This window comes from Enterobacter sp. DTU_2021_1002640_1_SI_PRY_ASU_LCPMC_013 (genome assembly GCF_032389435.1).
Lineage (GTDB): Bacteria > Pseudomonadota > Gammaproteobacteria > Enterobacterales > Enterobacteriaceae > Enterobacter > Enterobacter hormaechei_C.
Genome location: NZ_CP135594.1, coordinates 152,895 through 168,876 on the forward strand (window position 1 = coordinate 152,895; position 15,982 = coordinate 168,876).

Consider the following 15,982-nt stretch of genomic DNA (forward strand, 5'->3'; position numbering starts at 1 on the left):
CTATCTTCCCAACCACGGCTGTGGATTGACCGCCTGACCCTGACGACGAATTTCGAAATAGAGTGACGGGCGGCCCTGACCGCCACTGCTGCCCACAAGGGCAATGGGTTGACCCGCGCGCACCTGGGTGCCAACGCTGACCAGCGCGCTCTGGTTGTAGCCGTAAAGACTCATGTCGCCTTTACCGTGTTCAACCACCACCACGAGCCCATAACCCTGTAGCCAGTCGGCCAGGATCACGCGGCCATCGGCGATGGCTTTCACTTCGCTACCTTCAGACGCACCGATAACGATCCCCTTCCAACGTAGCTCACCCTGCAACTGTTCGCCATAGCGATGCAGGATCGTACCGCGAACGGGCCAGTAAGCCTGACCACGCGGGGAGCCGAGGCCGCCGGTACGCGACATCAGGGAACGTTCATTTTCAGTCGGTTTGTAGGTGGTGCCTTTCCGGGAGGCTTCCTGCTGCTTATTACGCACCGCCTGCGCTTCGCGCGCTTCTTTTTCGGCGCGCGCTTTGGCCGCGGCTTCTGCCCGGGCAATGCTGTTACGCAGTCTCGATTCGTTGGCGCGCATTTCGCTCAGCTGGCTTTGTCCTGCCTGGATAGAGGACTCCAGCCCGGCGAGCGTCTTCTTACGCTCATTGCGCGCCTGCTCAAGCTTCTCCTGCTGCGCCTGCTGATCGTAGAGCAGCGTTTGCTGCTGGCTCTGCTTCTCTTCCAGCTCGGCTTTTTGCGTGGTGACTTCTTCGCGCGTCTGTTTCAGCTGCGCAATGGTCTCCTGACGCGCCTGGTTTAGATAGCCGAAATAGGCCTGTAAACGCTGACCACGCTGGCTCTCTTCACCGCTGAGGATCAGCTGAAGGCCTGTGTGCTCACCCTGACGGAAAGCAGCATCAAGCTGTGCAGCAAGGTTCCGCTCCTGGGCATCGCGCTGACGCTCCAGTTTCGCAATCGACGCGTTCATTTCATCGATTTGCTTATTGAGCTGGGCAAGGGTGTTTTGTGTTTCACGCAGCTTACGCGCGGCGGCGGAAATGGCCTCTTCCTGCTTTTTAAGCTGGGCGAGCAGGGTGGCGCGCTGCTGTTGCTGCTGACGTACCGCACGCTCTTTGGCGGCGATATCGGCCTGAATGGATTTAAGCTGATCGCGGTCATCCGCGTGGGCGGATGCGGCGCACAGCAATACGCCAGCGCTGAGTGCGCTGGCGCAAAGCAGAGGTCTGACTGATAACCAAAGCGGCTTCACGACCCATGTGATTGAAAAAATCGCCTTTCCCCTCATGGGGAGCGATTATTCCACGATGAACAGCGGCTTGCCAGTCATCTCTTCAGGGATTTCCATACCCATCAGCGACAACATGGTTGGCGCGATGTCGGAAAGCTTGCCGCCTTCCACAGCTTTCACTGATTTATCACCTACATAAATCAGTGGAACAGGCAGGTTGGTATGGGCGGTATGCGCCTGACCGGTTGCCGGATCACGCATCTGTTCTGCGTTACCGTGGTCGGCGGTGATCAGCAGCTGGCCGCCCACGGATTCAACCGCTTTCGCGACCTGCTCAACGCAGTGGTCCAGCGCTTCAACCGCTTTAACGGCTGCTTCCATCACGCCGGTGTGGCCCACCATGTCGCCATTCGGATAGTTACAGATGATGGTGTCGTATTTACCGCTTTCGATCGCGGCCACCAGTTTTTCGGTCAGCTCCGCAGAGCTCATTTCTGGCTGGAGATCGTAAGTGGCGACTTTCGGCGAGTTGATCAGAATGCGGTCTTCGCCTTTAAACGGCTCTTCTACGCCGCCGTTAAAGAAGAAGGTCACGTGCGCATACTTCTCAGTTTCGGAGATGCGCAGCTGCGTTTTATCGTTTTTCGCCATCCACTCGCCGAAGGTATTTTCCAGGGAAGCGGGTGGATACGCGCATGGGGCTTTGATATCCGCTGCATACTCGGTCAACTGGATGAAATCGATCTTCGCCACTTTCTTACGGGCGAAACCGTCGAAATCGCTGTTGACGAAGGCGCGGGTGATTTCGCGGGCGCGGTCAGCACGGAAGTTCATGAAGATCAGCGCATCGCCATCTTCCATGGCGGCATCGGCCTGGCCTTCAGCGCGGATCACGGTTGCCTTCACAAATTCGTCGTTTTCATCACGCGCGTAAGCCGCTTCCAGGCCTTCAACGGCGGTCGGGAACTGGAACTCACCTTTTGCCAGGGTCAGCAGATCATAGGCTTGCTCAACGCGGTCCCAGCGGTTGTCGCGGTCCATGGCATAGTAACGGCCAACGATGGACGCCACGCGGCCTTTGCCCAGTGCGGCAAATTTATCTTCAAACGCTTCAAGAGAACCTTTTGCGCTGCGTGGCGGCGTATCGCGACCATCCAGGAAGGCGTGCAGATAGATTTTTTCCGCACCGCGCTCAGCGGCCAGTTCTACCATCGCCATGATGTGATCTTCGTGGCTGTGAACGCCGCCCGCAGAGAGCAGACCCATAATGTGAACGGCCTTGCCTGCGGCAACGGCTTTATCAACCGCTCCGGTGAGCGTTGGGTTGGCAAAGAATGTACGTTCTTTGATTTCAACGTCCAGGCGCGTCAGGTCCTGATAAACGATACGGCCCGCACCCAGGTTAACGTGACCCACTTCAGAGTTGCCCATCTGACGATCCGGCAGACCCACTTCCAGGCCAGACGCATCAATCAGGGTGTGGGGACGTTTTGCCCATAGCGCATCCATAACCGGGGTTTTGGCGTTGAAAATGGCGTTATCCTGTTGATCTTCACGGTAGCCATAGCCATCCAGAATCACCAGTACCATAGGTTTTTTAGAAACCGACATTGCGACAACCTCATGCTCAAGAGACAAAAAATTTGCGTAATTTTACTACAGCTGAATCGATAAAATAGCCGCAGAAGATCAAAGAAAGCGCGGGGGCAATGCTGTTCTCAGGCCATTTTGAGGCTTTTTTTACGTGGCATGCCGCAGAAAATAGATTAGCTTTATGTCGCTGGCTGTATTTGCCACAGCGCACAGGTATACTCCTGTCCTGGTTTTTTTAATCACTTAGTCGGGAGTTGTTACCCCCCATGCAAGAAATTATGCAATTCGTTAGCCGCCACCCGGTTCTGAGCATCGCGTGGATTGGCCTGCTGGTCGCTGTACTGTTCACCACATTTAAGGGACTGACGTCTAAAATTAAGGTGATCACCCGCGGTGAAGCGACACGTCTGATCAACAAAGAGGACGCCGTGGTTGTCGATCTGCGTCAGCGCGACGATTTCCGCAAGGGCCATATTGCAGGTGCTATCAACCTGCTGCCAGCGGAAATTAAAGCGAACAACATTGGTGAGCTGGAGAAGCATAAAGCCCAGCCGATTATTGTTGTTGACGGCACTGGCATGCAGGCGCAGGAATCTGCCAGCGCACTGCATAAAGCAGGCTTTGAAAACGTAACGGTGCTGAAAGAAGGCATCTCCGGCTGGAGCGGGGAGAATCTTCCTTTAGTGCGCGGTAAATAAGGAGTTAAGTGATGGCCAATATTGAGATCTACACCAAAGCAACGTGCCCGTTCTGCCACCGAGCGAAAGCGCTGCTGTCCAGCAAAGGCGTAACGTTCAAGGAACTGCCGATCGATGGTGACGCGATTAAACGCGAAGAGATGATCCAACGCAGTGGTCGCACAACGGTTCCACAGATTTTTATTGATGCGCAGCACATTGGCGGCTGTGATGACTTGTATGCGCTCGACGCCCGCGGTGGACTCGATCCGCTGCTGAGCTAGAGACTTTAGGACAATTAAAAAGGGTTTTTCCATGTCAGAACAAAACAACACCGAGATGACTTTCCAGATCCAGCGCATCTACACCAAGGATGTCTCTTTCGAAGCGCCAAATGCGCCGCACGTTTTCCAGAAAGACTGGCAGCCAGAGGTTAAACTTGATCTGGATACCGCATCCACCCAACTGGCGGATGATGTGTATGAAGTCGTACTGCGTGTCACCGTGACCGCCTCTCTGGGCGAAGAAACCGCATTCCTGTGCGAAGTTCAGCAGGGCGGTATCTTCTCCATCGGTGGCATCGAAGGCAACCAGATGGCGCATTGCCTGGGTGCATACTGCCCGAACATCCTGTTCCCGTATGCCCGTGAATGCATCACCAGCCTGGTTTCTCGCGGTACATTCCCGCAACTGAACCTTGCGCCAGTAAACTTTGATGCGCTGTTCATGAACTATCTACAGCAGCAGGCTGGCGAAGGTGCCGAACAACATCAGGATGCCTGATGAGCACTGTTAATGCGTCAATGACTGTGATCGGTGCCGGCTCTTACGGCACCGCTCTTGCCATCACGCTGGCAAGAAATGGTCACGACGTGGTCCTGTGGGGCCACGATCCAAAACATATCGCGACGTTGCAACACGACCGCTGCAATGTGGCGTTTCTCCCGGACGTTCCGTTCCCTGACTCCCTGTATCTGGAAAGCGACCTCGCGACCGCGCTGGCGGCCAGCCGCAATATTTTGATTGTGGTGCCAAGCCATGTGTTTGGCGAAGTCCTGCGTCAGATTAAGCCGCTGATGCGTGCGGATGCGCGTATTGTGTGGGCGACGAAGGGGCTGGAAGCGGAAACCGGACGTCTGTTGCAGGACGTTGCCCGCGAAGCGCTGGGAACAGCGATCCCGCTGGCGGTGATCTCCGGGCCGACGTTTGCCAAAGAGCTGGCTGCGGGCTTGCCGACGGCGATTTCGCTGGCGTCCACCGACCAGGCATTTTCCGACGATCTTCAGCAACTGCTGCACTGCGGCAAAAGCTTCCGCGTGTACAGCAACCCCGATTTTATCGGCGTGCAGCTGGGCGGCGCGGTGAAGAACGTCATTGCCATCGGGGCCGGGATGTCTGACGGCATCGGTTTCGGCGCGAATGCGCGTACTGCGCTGATCACCCGTGGCCTGACCGAAATGTCCCGCCTGGGCGAAGCGCTGGGTGCCGATCCGGCCACCTTTATGGGAATGGCAGGGCTGGGCGACCTGGTGCTGACCTGCACCGATAACCAGTCGCGTAACCGCCGCTTTGGCATGATGCTCGGACAGGGCAGCGATGTAAAAAGCGCGCAGGAGAAGATTGGTCAGGTGGTTGAAGGCTATCGCAATACCAAGGAAGTTCGCGAACTGGCGCACCGTTTCGGTGTTGAAATGCCAATAACCGAGGAAATTTATCAGGTATTGTATTGCGGAAAAAATGCGCGCGAGGCAGCATTGACCTTATTAGGTCGTGCGCGCAAGGACGAGCGCAGCAGCAATTAGCCGGGAAGTATCGTCACCTGAATGACCCAGCCAGCGCAGAACTGGCTGGTCATTAACTATCGTCTGGAGCAAGCAATGCCGTGTGAAGAACTGGATATCGTCTGGAATAATATTAAAGCCGAAGCCCGAGCGTTGGCCGACTGTGAGCCCATGCTGGCCAGTTTCTATCACGCGACGCTACTTAAGCACGAAAATCTCGGCAGCGCCCTGAGCTATATGCTCGCCAATAAACTGGCTTCCCCTATCATGCCTGCTATTGCCATTCGTGAGGTGGTAGAAGAGGCCTACGCCGCAGATCCGGAGATGATTGCTTCTGCCGCCTGCGACATCCAGGCTGTGCGCACGCGAGACCCGGCGGTGGATAAATATTCCACGCCGCTGCTGTATCTCAAAGGCTTCCACGCCTTACAGGCGTACCGCATCGGCCACTGGTTATGGAATGAGGGACGCCGCGCGCTGGCCATCTTCCTGCAAAACCAGGTGTCCGTGACCTTCCAGGTCGATATTCACCCGGCGGCGAAAATTGGCCGCGGGATCATGCTCGATCACGCCACCGGCATTGTTGTTGGTGAAACGGCGGTGATCGAAGATGACGTGTCGATCCTGCAATCCGTTACGCTGGGCGGTACCGGTAAAACCAGCGGCGATCGCCATCCGAAAATCCGTGAAGGGGTGATGATTGGCGCGGGCGCTAAAATCCTCGGCAATATTGAAGTCGGACGCGGCGCGAAGATTGGCGCGGGGTCGGTTGTGCTCCAGCCTGTACCGCCGCACACCACCGCCGCTGGCGTCCCGGCGCGCATCGTCGGTAAGCCAGACAGCGATAAGCCGTCGATGGATATGGATCAGCACTTCAACGGTATTCATCACACCTTCGAATACGGCGACGGTATCTGAACGCCGGAACACCTAAATAAAAAAGCCCGGTGAGTCAATGCACCGGGCTTTTGATTAGTTGCGGTATAACACTTTGATAATGTGATAGCCGAATTGTGTGTGCAGTGGGCCAGTTGGCTCCAGCACCGGGCAGGAGAAGACCACTTTATCAAACGCCGGGACCATCTGGCCCTGGCGGAACTCGCCTAAGTCACCACCGCGTTTGCCTGACGGGCAAATCGAGTGTTTCTTCGCCAGTTTGCCGAAGTCGGCGCCGTTTTTAATCTGTTCGAGCAGATCCTGTGCCAGTTTCTCTTCTTTAACAAGGATATGCAGTGCTGCTGCTGTTTTTGCCATGATCGTGCCTTGAGTCGACTAGTTTACGGTCGGTATACTACCACGCGTTTTTCCTCCTCTCCCGACTTTCATTGAGTGACCATTTATGCGTTTAAACCCCGGACAACAACAAGCTGTCGAATTCGTCACCGGACCCTGCCTGGTGCTGGCGGGAGCGGGATCCGGTAAAACACGCGTGATCACCAACAAAATCGCCCACTTAATTCGGGGTTGTGGATACCAGGCGCGCCATATCGCGGCGGTCACCTTTACCAACAAAGCGGCGCGTGAGATGAAAGAGCGCGTCGGCCAGACGCTGGGCCGTAAAGAGGCGCGCGGGCTGATGATCTCCACCTTCCACACGCTGGGTCTGGATATTATCAAGCGCGAATACGCGGCGCTGGGCATGAAGTCCAACTTTTCTCTCTTTGATGACACCGACCAGGTGGCGCTGCTTAAAGAGCTGACGGAAGGGCTGATCGAAGATGACAAAGTGCTGTTGCAACAGCTGATCTCGACGATCTCGAACTGGAAAAACGATCTGATGACGCCGGCCCAGGCAGCGGCAAGCGCCAAAGGCGAGCGCGACCGCATCTTTGCCCACTGCTACGGACTGTACGACGCGCATATGAAAGCCTGTAACGTCCTGGATTTCGACGATCTGATCCTGCTGCCGACGCTGCTGCTTCAGCGGAATGAAGAGGTACGCGAGCGCTGGCAGAACAAAATTCGTTACCTGCTGGTGGATGAATACCAGGATACCAACACCAGCCAGTACGAGCTGGTGAAGCTGCTGGTAGGGCAGCGTGCACGCTTTACCGTCGTAGGCGATGACGATCAGTCGATTTACTCATGGCGTGGCGCGCGTCCGCAAAACCTGGTGCTACTGAGCAAAGACTTCCCGGCGTTGCAGGTGATTAAACTGGAGCAGAACTACCGTTCTTCCGGGCGTATCCTGAAGGCGGCGAACATCCTGATTGCCAATAACCCGCACGTCTTTGAGAAGCGCCTGTTCTCCGAACTGGGTTACGGCACCGAGCTGAAAGTGCTCAGCGCCAACAACGAGGAGCACGAAGCGGAGCGCGTAACGGGCGAGCTGATTGCCCATCACTTCGTCAACAAAACTGAATACAAGGATTATGCGATCCTCTATCGCGGTAATCACCAGTCGCGCGTCTTTGAAAAGATGCTGATGCAGAACCGCATTCCCTACAAAATCTCCGGCGGTACGTCGTTCTTTTCGCGTCCCGAAATCAAGGATCTGCTGGCCTATCTGCGCGTGCTGACCAACCCGGATGACGACAGCGCTTTCCTGCGCATCGTGAATACGCCGAAACGCGAGATTGGCTCTGCGACGCTGCAAAAACTGGGTGAATGGGCGATGACCCGCAACAAAAGCCTGTTCACCGCCAGCTTCGATATGGGGCTGAGCCAGACCCTGACCGGGCGCGGCTATGACGCCTTAACCCGCTTTACCCATTGGCTGGGTGAGGTGCAGCGTCTGGCAGAGCGCGAGCCTGTGGCGGCAGTACGCGATCTGATCCACGGCATTGATTACGAATCCTGGTTGTATGAAACCTCTGCCAGCCCGAAAGCAGCCGAGATGCGGATGAAAAACGTTAACCAGCTCTTCAGCTGGATGACCGAAATGCTTGAAGGATCTGAGATTGACGAGCCCATGACCCTGACGCAGGTGGTCACCCGCTTCACGCTGCGCGATATGATGGAGCGCGGCGAAAGCGAAGAAGAGGCCGATCAGGTTCAGCTGATGACGTTACATGCCTCGAAAGGGCTGGAGTTCCCGTATGTCTATCTGGTGGGGATGGAAGAGGGCTTATTGCCGCACCAGAGCAGCATTGATGAAGATAACGTCGACGAAGAGCGCCGTCTGGCCTACGTGGGGATCACCCGTGCGCAGAAAGAGCTGACGTTTACGCTGTGCAAAGAGCGCCGTCAGTATGGTGAGCTGGTGCGCCCGGAGCCGAGCCGTTTTCTGCTGGAGTTGCCTCAGGACGATCTTATCTGGGAGCAGGAGCGTAAAGTCATTACCGCTGAAGAGCGTATGCACAAAGGGCAGGCAAACGTGGCAAACATTCGCGCGATGCTGGCAAAAGCCAAAGAGAAGGGATAACTATTTGCAGGCCGGGTAAGGCAAAGCCGCCACCCGGCACGCTTCAAAGGGTCACTTCACATCAAGCGCCCAGTGCACATAGCTCTGCCACTGGTACTCCTGCTCAATCAGTTCCGCCCCAAGCGGATGATCCTCAAGCCAGTTTTCCGGCAGCGTCAGCGTCAGTTTCTCATCGTCTGCCGCCAGCGTAATGGCTGGCAGCAAATCATCACGACGCCGGCTGGCAAAAAGGATCGCCAGGCGAAGCAGGCGACACAGATGCTCCGCCACGCGCGGCGGCACAGCGTTCTGCTGGTGAAGGGAAGAGAGATCGACGGCGTTAGTCTGATTTAGCAGCAGGGTGGCCAGCAGCTTCTTCTGGGCGGGCGTATAGCCCGGCAAATCGAGATTACGCACCAGCCAGGCCGCGTGCAGCGGTGCCTGCTTGTACTCCACGCTGAGACCAATTTCATGTAGCGCACAGGCGCTTAGCAGCAGATCGCGGCTTAACGGTTCAATATCCCAGCTTTTTTTCACCTGATCGGCAAACAGTGACGCCAGTTGACTCACTCTGTGTGCCTGGTCGATATCAACAATAAAGCGGCGCTGAACGTTACGCAGCGTACGGCTACGGATGTCCTGATCGACCGACTGGTGCAGCATTCCGTAGACCAGACCTTCGCGCAGCGCACCGCCTGCCAGGGTCATACACTGGATATTCAGTTCAGTAAAAATGGCGATCAGAATGGCGAGCCCACTGGGGAAAACCAGCGCGCGTTCGAGCGTCAGCCCTTCTATTTCAAGCTCTTCCAGACGACCACACTGGATGGCGCGCTGTTTAAGCTGCTGGAGTTTGGCAAGCGTGATCCGCTCGTCCATTCCCTGTGCCATCATGATTTCCTGCAACGCCTGAACGGTTCCGGACGCGCCGACACACACTTTCCAGCCGTGATAGCGCAGTTCGTCCATAACCGGGCGCAGGACCGCACGCGCCGCGTTTTCCGCCTCGTCAAAATTCTCTTTGGCAAGGTTTCGATCGGTAAAGTAGCGTTCCAGCCAGGTCACACAGCCCATCGACAGGCTGAAGAGCGACGTCGCCTGCGCGCCTGTGCCCGTGACCAGTTCGGTACTGGCGCCACCGATATCGACCACCAGACGACGATCGTCGCCGCCGGTCGTATGCGCCACACCCTGATAAATCAGACGCGCTTCTTCTTCACCGCTGATGACCTGCACCGGGCAGCCCAGAATTTCCTGTGCTCTGGCAATGAAATCGCCAGCGTTAACCGCCAGACGAAGGGTCGCCGTGGCAACAACGCGAATTTGACTGAGCGGGATATCCTGCAAACGTTCTGCAAACAGACGCAGACACTGCCAGCCACGTTCCATGGCTTCCGGGGAGAGGTGATTATCGCTGCTCAGGCCCGCCGCGAGGCGGACCTTGCGCTTAATGCGCGTCAGCGTTTGTATGCTTCCCGCCACCTCGCGCACAACCAGCATATGAAAACTATTCGAACCGAGATCAATTGCCGCATAAAGCGAGGTGGAGCTGAGCATATTTTTTAACCTGAACGACGACGATTACGCGGTGCACCGCCGGAACGACGCGGACCATTGCCGGAGCGTGGACGGGTAAGGCGCTTAGGTGGCGGCAGTTCGCTCAACAGCGCGTCCGGATTGTATTTGCTCTGTGGAATAGAGTGACCGATGTAGGTCTCAATGGCCGGAAGATTCAGCGCATACTCTTCACACGCAAGGCTAATGGAGTGACCGCTTGCACCGGCACGACCGGTACGACCGATACGGTGTACATAGTCTTCACAGTCATCTGGCAGGTCATAGTTAAAGACGTGCGTCACGGCTGGAATGTGCAGGCCACGGGCCGCCACGTCGGTCGCGACCAGAATATCAAGGTCGCCACGAGTAAATTCGTCGAGAATGCGCAGGCGTTTTTTCTGCGCCACGTCGCCGGTCAGCAGGCCCACACGGTGACCATCTGCCGCCAGGTGACCCCAGATATCTTCACAGCGGTGTTTGGTGTTCGCGAAGATAATCGCGCGATCCGGCCACTCTTCTTCGATCAGGGTTTGCAGCAGGCGCATTTTCTCTTCATTAGAAGGATAGAAGAGCTCTTCTTTAATGCGGTGACCGGTTTTCTGCTCGGGTTCGACTTCTACGTATTCGGCGTTGTTCATCTGCTCGAATGCGAGTTCACGTACGCGGTATGACAGGGTTGCGGAGAACAGCATGTTCAGACGCTGGTTTGCCGCAGGCATACGGCGGAACAGCCAGCGGATGTCTTTAATGAAGCCCAGATCGTACATGCGGTCTGCTTCATCCAGCACCACGACCTGGATTGCGCCGAGGTTGATATGGTTCTGTTTGGCGTAGTCGATAAGACGGCCGGTGGTCCCAATCAGGATATCGACGCCGCTTTCCAGCACTTTCAGCTGTTTATCGTAGCCGTCGCCGCCATAGGCCAGGCCAAGTTTCAGGCCGGTGGCTTGCGCCAGGGGCTCAGCGTCTGCGTGGATCTGTACCGCCAGTTCTCGCGTCGGGGCCATAATTAGCGCGCGCGGCTGGTTAACTTTGCGGTCTGCAATCGCCGGGTGAGAAAGTAAATAATGAAACGTTGACGTTAAAAACGCCATCGTTTTGCCAGTACCGGTTTGCGCCTGCCCTGCAACATCGCGACCGGCCAGCGTCAGCGGCAGGGCGAGAGCCTGAATGGGCGTACAGTTATGAAACCCTTTAGTTTCAAGGGCTTCGATCACCTTTGGGTGCAGGGCGAAGTCGGAAAACTTCTGTTCTGTTAAATGTGTTTTGCTCATAGTGTGGTAGAATATCAGCTTACTATTGCTTTACGAAAGCGTATCCGGTGAAATAAAGTCAACCTTTAGTTGGTTAATGCGACATCAACACGTCGTTGGTGGAGACAAAACCAACGTACCAGGCTTATTCCTGTGGAGTTATATATGAGCGATAAAATTATTCACCTGACTGACGACAGTTTTGACACGGACGTACTTAAAGCTGACGGGCTGATCCTCGTTGATTTCTGGGCTGAATGGTGTGGTCCTTGCAAAATGATCGCTCCGATTCTGGATGAAATCGCTGACGAATATCAGGGCAAACTGACCGTTGCCAAGCTGAACATCGACCAGAACCCGGGTACCGCGCCAAAATACGGTATCCGTGGCATCCCGACCCTGCTGCTGTTCAAGAACGGTGACGTGGCGGCGACCAAAGTGGGCGCACTGTCCAAAGGTCAACTGAAAGAGTTCCTGGACGCTAACCTGGCGTAAGGTTTCTCAGCTGAGCGTCCAGAACGCCTAATTAACGGTGAGCTCTGGACGCCCGGCTTTAGTCGTGCTAAGTTAGCTATGACTACGTTTTAAACATATCTTGTTGTTTGAATCTTGTTTTACCCGATACTTCCCGTTGTTAACTTAAACAGTGCGTGAAGTTGCTAGATTCCGGGCTTGTCACTCAATCCGTCTTGTCGTTTCAGTTCTGCGTTCTTTCCCTGTGACCAGACAGCGAACAGACATGAGGTGATGGCCGCTAAACAGGCATGGATGACCCTGCCATACCATTCACAACATTAAGTTCGAGAATCACCCCGAGTTTAAGAACCCACACCATTATGAATCTTACCGAATTAAAGAATACGCCGGTTTCTGAGCTGATCACTCTCGGCGAAAATATGGGACTGGAAAACCAGGCTCGTATGCGCAAGCAGGACATCATTTTCGCCATCCTGAAGCAGCACGCTAAGAGTGGCGAAGATATCTTTGGCGACGGTGTGCTGGAGATACTGCAAGACGGATTTGGTTTCCTCCGCTCCGCAGACAGCTCCTACCTCGCCGGCCCTGACGACATCTACGTATCCCCTAGCCAAATCCGCCGTTTCAACCTCCGCACTGGTGACACCATTTCAGGTAAGATTCGTCCTCCAAAAGAGGGTGAACGCTACTTTGCGCTGTTGAAGGTTAACGAAGTTAACTACGACAAACCGGAAAACTCCCGCAATAAGATCCTGTTCGAGAACTTAACGCCGCTGCACGCTAACTCTCGTCTGCGCATGGAGCGTGGTAACGGGTCTACTGAAGACTTAACCGCTCGTGTGCTGGATCTGGCATCGCCAATTGGTCGTGGCCAGCGTGGTCTGATTGTGGCGCCGCCAAAAGCCGGTAAAACCATGCTGCTGCAAAACATCGCGCAGAGCATTGCTTACAACCATCCAGACTGTGTGCTGATGGTGCTGCTGATTGACGAACGTCCGGAAGAAGTAACCGAGATGCAGCGTCTGGTGAAAGGGGAAGTGGTTGCGTCTACCTTCGACGAGCCTGCTTCTCGCCACGTTCAGGTTGCGGAAATGGTCATCGAGAAGGCGAAACGCCTGGTTGAGCACAAGAAAGACGTGATCATCCTGCTCGACTCCATTACCCGTCTGGCGCGTGCCTACAACACCGTGGTGCCGGCTTCCGGTAAAGTACTGACCGGTGGTGTGGATGCTAACGCCCTGCATCGTCCGAAGCGTTTCTTCGGTGCGGCGCGTAACGTGGAAGAGGGCGGTAGCCTGACCATTATCGCGACGGCGCTGATCGATACCGGCTCCAAAATGGACGAGGTTATCTACGAAGAGTTCAAAGGTACAGGCAACATGGAACTGCACCTTTCTCGTAAAATCGCAGAAAAACGCGTCTTCCCGGCGATCGACTACAACCGTTCCGGTACCCGTAAAGAAGAGCTGCTTACCACTCAGGAAGAGCTTCAGAAAATGTGGATCCTGCGTAAAATCATCCATCCAATGGGCGAAATCGACGCAATGGAATTCCTCATTAACAAACTGGCGATGACCAAAACGAACGACGATTTCTTCGACATGATGAAACGCTCGTAACGCAAATAATCCCAGTAAACGCCACGTTTTTACGTGGCGTTTTTTATTTATGGACTATACGCTATTACCACACACTCCCAATTTAGACCTGTCGGTGCGACAATAAGAAGGTTTGCACAGTCAAAGAAATAATTGATTGAAAAACATACAAAGGGAGTTGTGATGAGCCATCTTTAATCCTTCTGAGGCAGAGGCTTCATGGTTATACTTCCGGGACTAACATTTGTTGAGAGCAATCCATTGTGAATCTACTCACTGCTGTAACTGAGCTGATCAGTATTTTTTTATTCACAACCTGTTTTTTGTTCATTGCGCGCAAGGTAGCAAAAAGAATTGGGTTAGTGGACAAACCGAACTTCCGTAAACGTCATCAGGGGCTTATTCCACTGGTGGGCGGCATTTCGGTATACGCAGGCATCTGTTTCACATTCGGGATCGCGGATTACTATATCCCCCATGCCGCACTCTACCTGGCATGTGCCGGTGTGCTGGTACTGGTCGGCGCCCTTGATGATCGTTTTGATATCAGCGTGAAGTTCCGCGCGACGGTACAGGCGGCCATTGGCATCATTATGATGGTGGTAGGCGGCCTCTATCTCAGAAGCCTGGGCTACGTGTTTGGTCCCTGGGAGCTGGTGCTTGGGCCATTCGGCTTCTTCCTGACGCTGTTTGCCGTGTGGGCGGCTATCAACGCCTTTAACATGGTTGACGGTATAGACGGTCTGCTCGGTGGGCTGTCCTCTGTTTCGTTTGGCGCTATCGGCATCATCTTATGGTTTGACGGCCAGTACAGCCTGTCAATGTGGTGCTTTGCCATGATTGCCGCCATCCTGCCTTACATCTGCCTGAATCTGGGTGTGTTAGGGCGTCGCTATAAAGTCTTTATGGGCGATGCGGGCAGTACCCTGATTGGCTTTACGGTTATCTGGGTCCTGCTGGAGACCACGCAGGGTAAAACGCACCCTATCAGCCCGGTAACGGCTCTCTGGATTATCGCCATCCCGCTGATGGACATGGTTGCTATTATGTACCGCCGTCTGCGTAAAGGGATGAGCCCGTTTTCTCCCGATCGGCAGCATATTCATCACCTGATTATGCGCGCCGGCTTCACGTCTCGTCAGGCATTTGTGTTGATTACGCTTGCGGCTGCTATTCTGGCTGCGATTGGCGTAGCCGCGGAATACGCACATTTCATTCCTGAATGGGTAATGTTGGTATTATTCTTGCTAGCATTTTTCATGTACGGTTACTGCATCAAGCGTGCATGGAAAGTCGCGCGTTTTATTAAACGTTTAAAACGCAGGATGCGTCGGAACAGTGGCAAAAACACAACATTAACTAAGTAAAACCGGGACTATGATGACTCAACCGTTGGCGGGAGCGAAATCAGTGGGCACTGAGAACGAGCTGGATATTCGTGGTTTGTTTCGCGTGTTATGGCAGGGCAAACTGTGGATTGTGGGGATTGCCCTGGGGTTCGCGCTGTTAGCGCTTGCCTACACCTTCTTTGCAAAACAAGAGTGGAGCGCCACGGCGATCACAGACCGACCAACGGTGAATATGCTTGGAGGCTACTACTCCCAGCAGCAATTCCTGCGTAATCTTGATATCAAGGCCAATCTGGCGACCCCGGATCAGGCCTCGGTGATGGATGAATCCTACAAAGAGTTTGTGATGCAGCTGGCGTCGTGGGATACACGTCGCGATTTCTGGTCCCAGACGGACTACTACAAGCAGCGTATGGTCGGTAACAGCAAAGCGGATGCCGCGCTGCTGGATGACCTGATTAATAACATTCAGTTTATGCCTGGCGATGTGCTTCGTAACGTTAGCGACAGCGTGAAGCTGATTGCGGAAACGGCGCCGGACGCCAATAACCTGTTGCGTCAGTACGTTGCTTTTGCCAGCCAGCGCGCGGCCAGTCATCTGAATGACGAGCTGAAAGGCGCCTGGGCTGCGCGTACTATTCAGATGAAAGCGCAGGTCAAACGCCAGGAAGAGGTCGCTAAGGCCATCTTCGCCCGTCGCGTACATAATATTGAGCAGGCGCTGAAGATTGCGGAACAGCACAATATTTCCCGTAGCGAAACGGATGTTCCGGCTGACGAACTCCCGGATTCAGAAATGTTCCTTCTTGGTCGCCCAATGCTTCAGGCACGTCTGGAAAATATCCAGGCCGTTGGCCCTGACTTTGACCTTGATTACGACCAAAACCGCGCCATGCTCAATACGCTCAACGTCGGTCCAACGCTGGACGCGCGTTTTCAGACCTATCGTTATTTAAGAACGCCTGAAGAGCCTGTAAAACGCGATAGTCCGCGTCGCGCATTCCTGATGATCATGTGGGGGATTGTGGGCGCACTGACTGGCGCTGGCGTAGCGTTATTGCGTCGCCGCACAAACTAAGAACGCCGTCTACGATGAAGGCTCCGGCCTTCATCGTCTAATCGAAGAG

15 protein-coding genes are annotated in these 15,982 nt (G+C 54.8%); 10 read left to right on the plus strand and 5 right to left on the minus strand.

Features of this window, described 5'->3' with window-relative positions; translation table 11 throughout:
• Both envC and gpmM read right to left on the minus strand, forming a co-directional pair.
• Positions 1-1,260 carry a murein hydrolase activator EnvC gene (gene envC / locus RS584_RS00755; protein WP_248595745.1) on the minus strand — a complete coding sequence of 420 codons (1,260 nt, stop codon included), beginning with the start codon at positions 1,258-1,260 and terminating at the stop codon, positions 1-3.
• 33 nt (positions 1,261-1,293) lie between these two features.
• Positions 1,294-2,838, minus strand: a complete 1,545-nt coding sequence (gpmM, locus tag RS584_RS00760; protein ID WP_032646785.1) for a 2,3-bisphosphoglycerate-independent phosphoglycerate mutase — start codon at positions 2,836-2,838, stop codon at positions 1,294-1,296.
• 248 nt (positions 2,839-3,086) lie between these two features.
• Between gpmM and RS584_RS00765 the strand changes: the two genes are divergently transcribed.
• The 5 genes from RS584_RS00765 to cysE all read left to right on the plus strand — a co-directional run bounded on the left by RS584_RS00765 (position 3,087) and on the right by cysE (position 6,196).
• Positions 3,087-3,518, plus strand: coding sequence for a rhodanese-like domain-containing protein (locus RS584_RS00765; protein WP_017383604.1), 432 nt, complete (start codon positions 3,087-3,089; stop codon positions 3,516-3,518).
• Between the two features lie 11 nt (positions 3,519-3,529).
• Positions 3,530-3,781, plus strand: a complete 252-nt coding sequence (gene grxC / locus RS584_RS00770; RefSeq protein WP_003860837.1) for a glutaredoxin 3 — start codon at positions 3,530-3,532, stop codon at positions 3,779-3,781.
• Between the two features lie 31 nt (positions 3,782-3,812).
• Positions 3,813-4,280, plus strand: coding sequence for a protein-export chaperone SecB (secB, locus tag RS584_RS00775; protein WP_003860835.1), 468 nt, complete (start codon positions 3,813-3,815; stop codon positions 4,278-4,280).
• Positions 4,280-5,299, plus strand: coding sequence for an NAD(P)H-dependent glycerol-3-phosphate dehydrogenase (gene gpsA / locus RS584_RS00780; protein WP_006812398.1), 1,020 nt, complete (start codon positions 4,280-4,282; stop codon positions 5,297-5,299). Before secB ends, gpsA begins: the two co-directional genes overlap by 1 nt.
• Before the next feature lie 75 nt (positions 5,300-5,374).
• Positions 5,375-6,196: a serine O-acetyltransferase gene (gene cysE, locus RS584_RS00785; RefSeq protein ID WP_022646641.1), complete on the plus strand. Its 822-nt coding sequence runs from the start codon at positions 5,375-5,377 to the stop codon at positions 6,194-6,196.
• A gap of 54 nt (positions 6,197-6,250) precedes the next feature.
• On the opposite strand, the gene ppiC is transcribed toward cysE, so the two are convergent.
• Positions 6,251-6,532, minus strand: coding sequence for a peptidylprolyl isomerase PpiC (gene ppiC, locus RS584_RS00790; RefSeq protein ID WP_006812396.1), 282 nt, complete (start codon positions 6,530-6,532; stop codon positions 6,251-6,253).
• Between the two features lie 85 nt (positions 6,533-6,617).
• Here ppiC and rep point away from each other — a divergent pair, with 85 nt between their 5' ends.
• Complete coding sequence (gene rep / locus RS584_RS00795) at positions 6,618-8,642, plus strand: DNA helicase Rep (protein ID WP_015570023.1); 2,025 nt, start codon at positions 6,618-6,620, stop codon at positions 8,640-8,642.
• A gap of 51 nt (positions 8,643-8,693) precedes the next feature.
• On the opposite strand, the gene gppA is transcribed toward rep, so the two are convergent.
• Together gppA and rhlB are read right to left on the minus strand one after the other, a co-directional pair.
• Positions 8,694-10,178 carry a guanosine-5'-triphosphate,3'-diphosphate diphosphatase gene (gene gppA / locus RS584_RS00800; RefSeq protein ID WP_017383602.1) on the minus strand — a complete coding sequence of 495 codons (1,485 nt, stop codon included), beginning with the start codon at positions 10,176-10,178 and terminating at the stop codon, positions 8,694-8,696.
• A gap of 5 nt (positions 10,179-10,183) precedes the next feature.
• Positions 10,184-11,452: an ATP-dependent RNA helicase RhlB gene (gene rhlB, locus RS584_RS00805; protein ID WP_006812393.1), complete on the minus strand. Its 1,269-nt coding sequence runs from the start codon at positions 11,450-11,452 to the stop codon at positions 10,184-10,186.
• A 144-nt stretch (positions 11,453-11,596) separates the two neighbouring features.
• On the opposite strand from rhlB, the gene trxA reads away from it, so the two are divergent.
• From trxA to wzzE, 4 genes are all read left to right on the plus strand, one after another.
• Positions 11,597-11,926 (plus strand): thioredoxin TrxA, encoded by a 330-nt coding sequence (gene trxA / locus RS584_RS00810; RefSeq protein WP_006812392.1) that lies wholly within the window; start codon positions 11,597-11,599, stop codon positions 11,924-11,926.
• Positions 11,927-12,267: 341 nt separating this feature from the next.
• The gene (gene rho / locus RS584_RS00815; protein WP_001054528.1) at positions 12,268-13,527 is read left to right on the plus strand and encodes a transcription termination factor Rho; all 1,260 of its coding nucleotides are present in this window, start codon (positions 12,268-12,270) and stop codon (positions 13,525-13,527) included.
• 242 nt (positions 13,528-13,769) lie between these two features.
• Entirely contained in the window at positions 13,770-14,873 is a 1,104-nt protein-coding gene (gene wecA, locus RS584_RS00820) for a UDP-N-acetylglucosamine--undecaprenyl-phosphate N-acetylglucosaminephosphotransferase (RefSeq protein WP_001050933.1), read from the plus strand.
• 13 nt (positions 14,874-14,886) lie between these two features.
• Positions 14,887-15,933 (plus strand): ECA polysaccharide chain length modulation protein, encoded by a 1,047-nt coding sequence (gene wzzE, locus RS584_RS00825; protein WP_315748784.1) that lies wholly within the window; start codon positions 14,887-14,889, stop codon positions 15,931-15,933.
• Positions 15,934-15,982: the final 49 nt, after the last annotated feature.

Bases quoted from the DNA above. Each gene is read 5' to 3' on its own strand.
- gpmM (WP_032646785.1), bottom strand. From the start codon at position 2,838: ATGTCGGTTTCTAAAAAACCTATGGTACTGGTGATTCTGGATGGCTAT.
- RS584_RS00765 (WP_017383604.1), top strand. From the start codon at position 3,087: ATGCAAGAAATTATGCAATTCGTTAGCCGCCACCCGGTTCTGAGCATC.
- grxC (WP_003860837.1), top strand. From the start codon at position 3,530: ATGGCCAATATTGAGATCTACACCAAAGCAACGTGCCCGTTCTGCCAC.
- secB (WP_003860835.1), top strand. From the start codon at position 3,813: ATGTCAGAACAAAACAACACCGAGATGACTTTCCAGATCCAGCGCATC.
- gpsA (WP_006812398.1), top strand. From the start codon at position 4,280: ATGAGCACTGTTAATGCGTCAATGACTGTGATCGGTGCCGGCTCTTAC.
- cysE (WP_022646641.1), top strand. From the start codon at position 5,375: ATGCCGTGTGAAGAACTGGATATCGTCTGGAATAATATTAAAGCCGAA.
- ppiC (WP_006812396.1), bottom strand. From the start codon at position 6,532: ATGGCAAAAACAGCAGCAGCACTGCATATCCTTGTTAAAGAAGAGAAA.
- rep (WP_015570023.1), top strand. From the start codon at position 6,618: ATGCGTTTAAACCCCGGACAACAACAAGCTGTCGAATTCGTCACCGGA.
- gppA (WP_017383602.1), bottom strand. From the start codon at position 10,178: ATGCTCAGCTCCACCTCGCTTTATGCGGCAATTGATCTCGGTTCGAAT.
- rhlB (WP_006812393.1), bottom strand. From the start codon at position 11,452: ATGAGCAAAACACATTTAACAGAACAGAAGTTTTCCGACTTCGCCCTG.
- trxA (WP_006812392.1), top strand. From the start codon at position 11,597: ATGAGCGATAAAATTATTCACCTGACTGACGACAGTTTTGACACGGAC.
- rho (WP_001054528.1), top strand. From the start codon at position 12,268: ATGAATCTTACCGAATTAAAGAATACGCCGGTTTCTGAGCTGATCACT.
- wzzE (WP_315748784.1), top strand. From the start codon at position 14,887: ATGACTCAACCGTTGGCGGGAGCGAAATCAGTGGGCACTGAGAACGAG.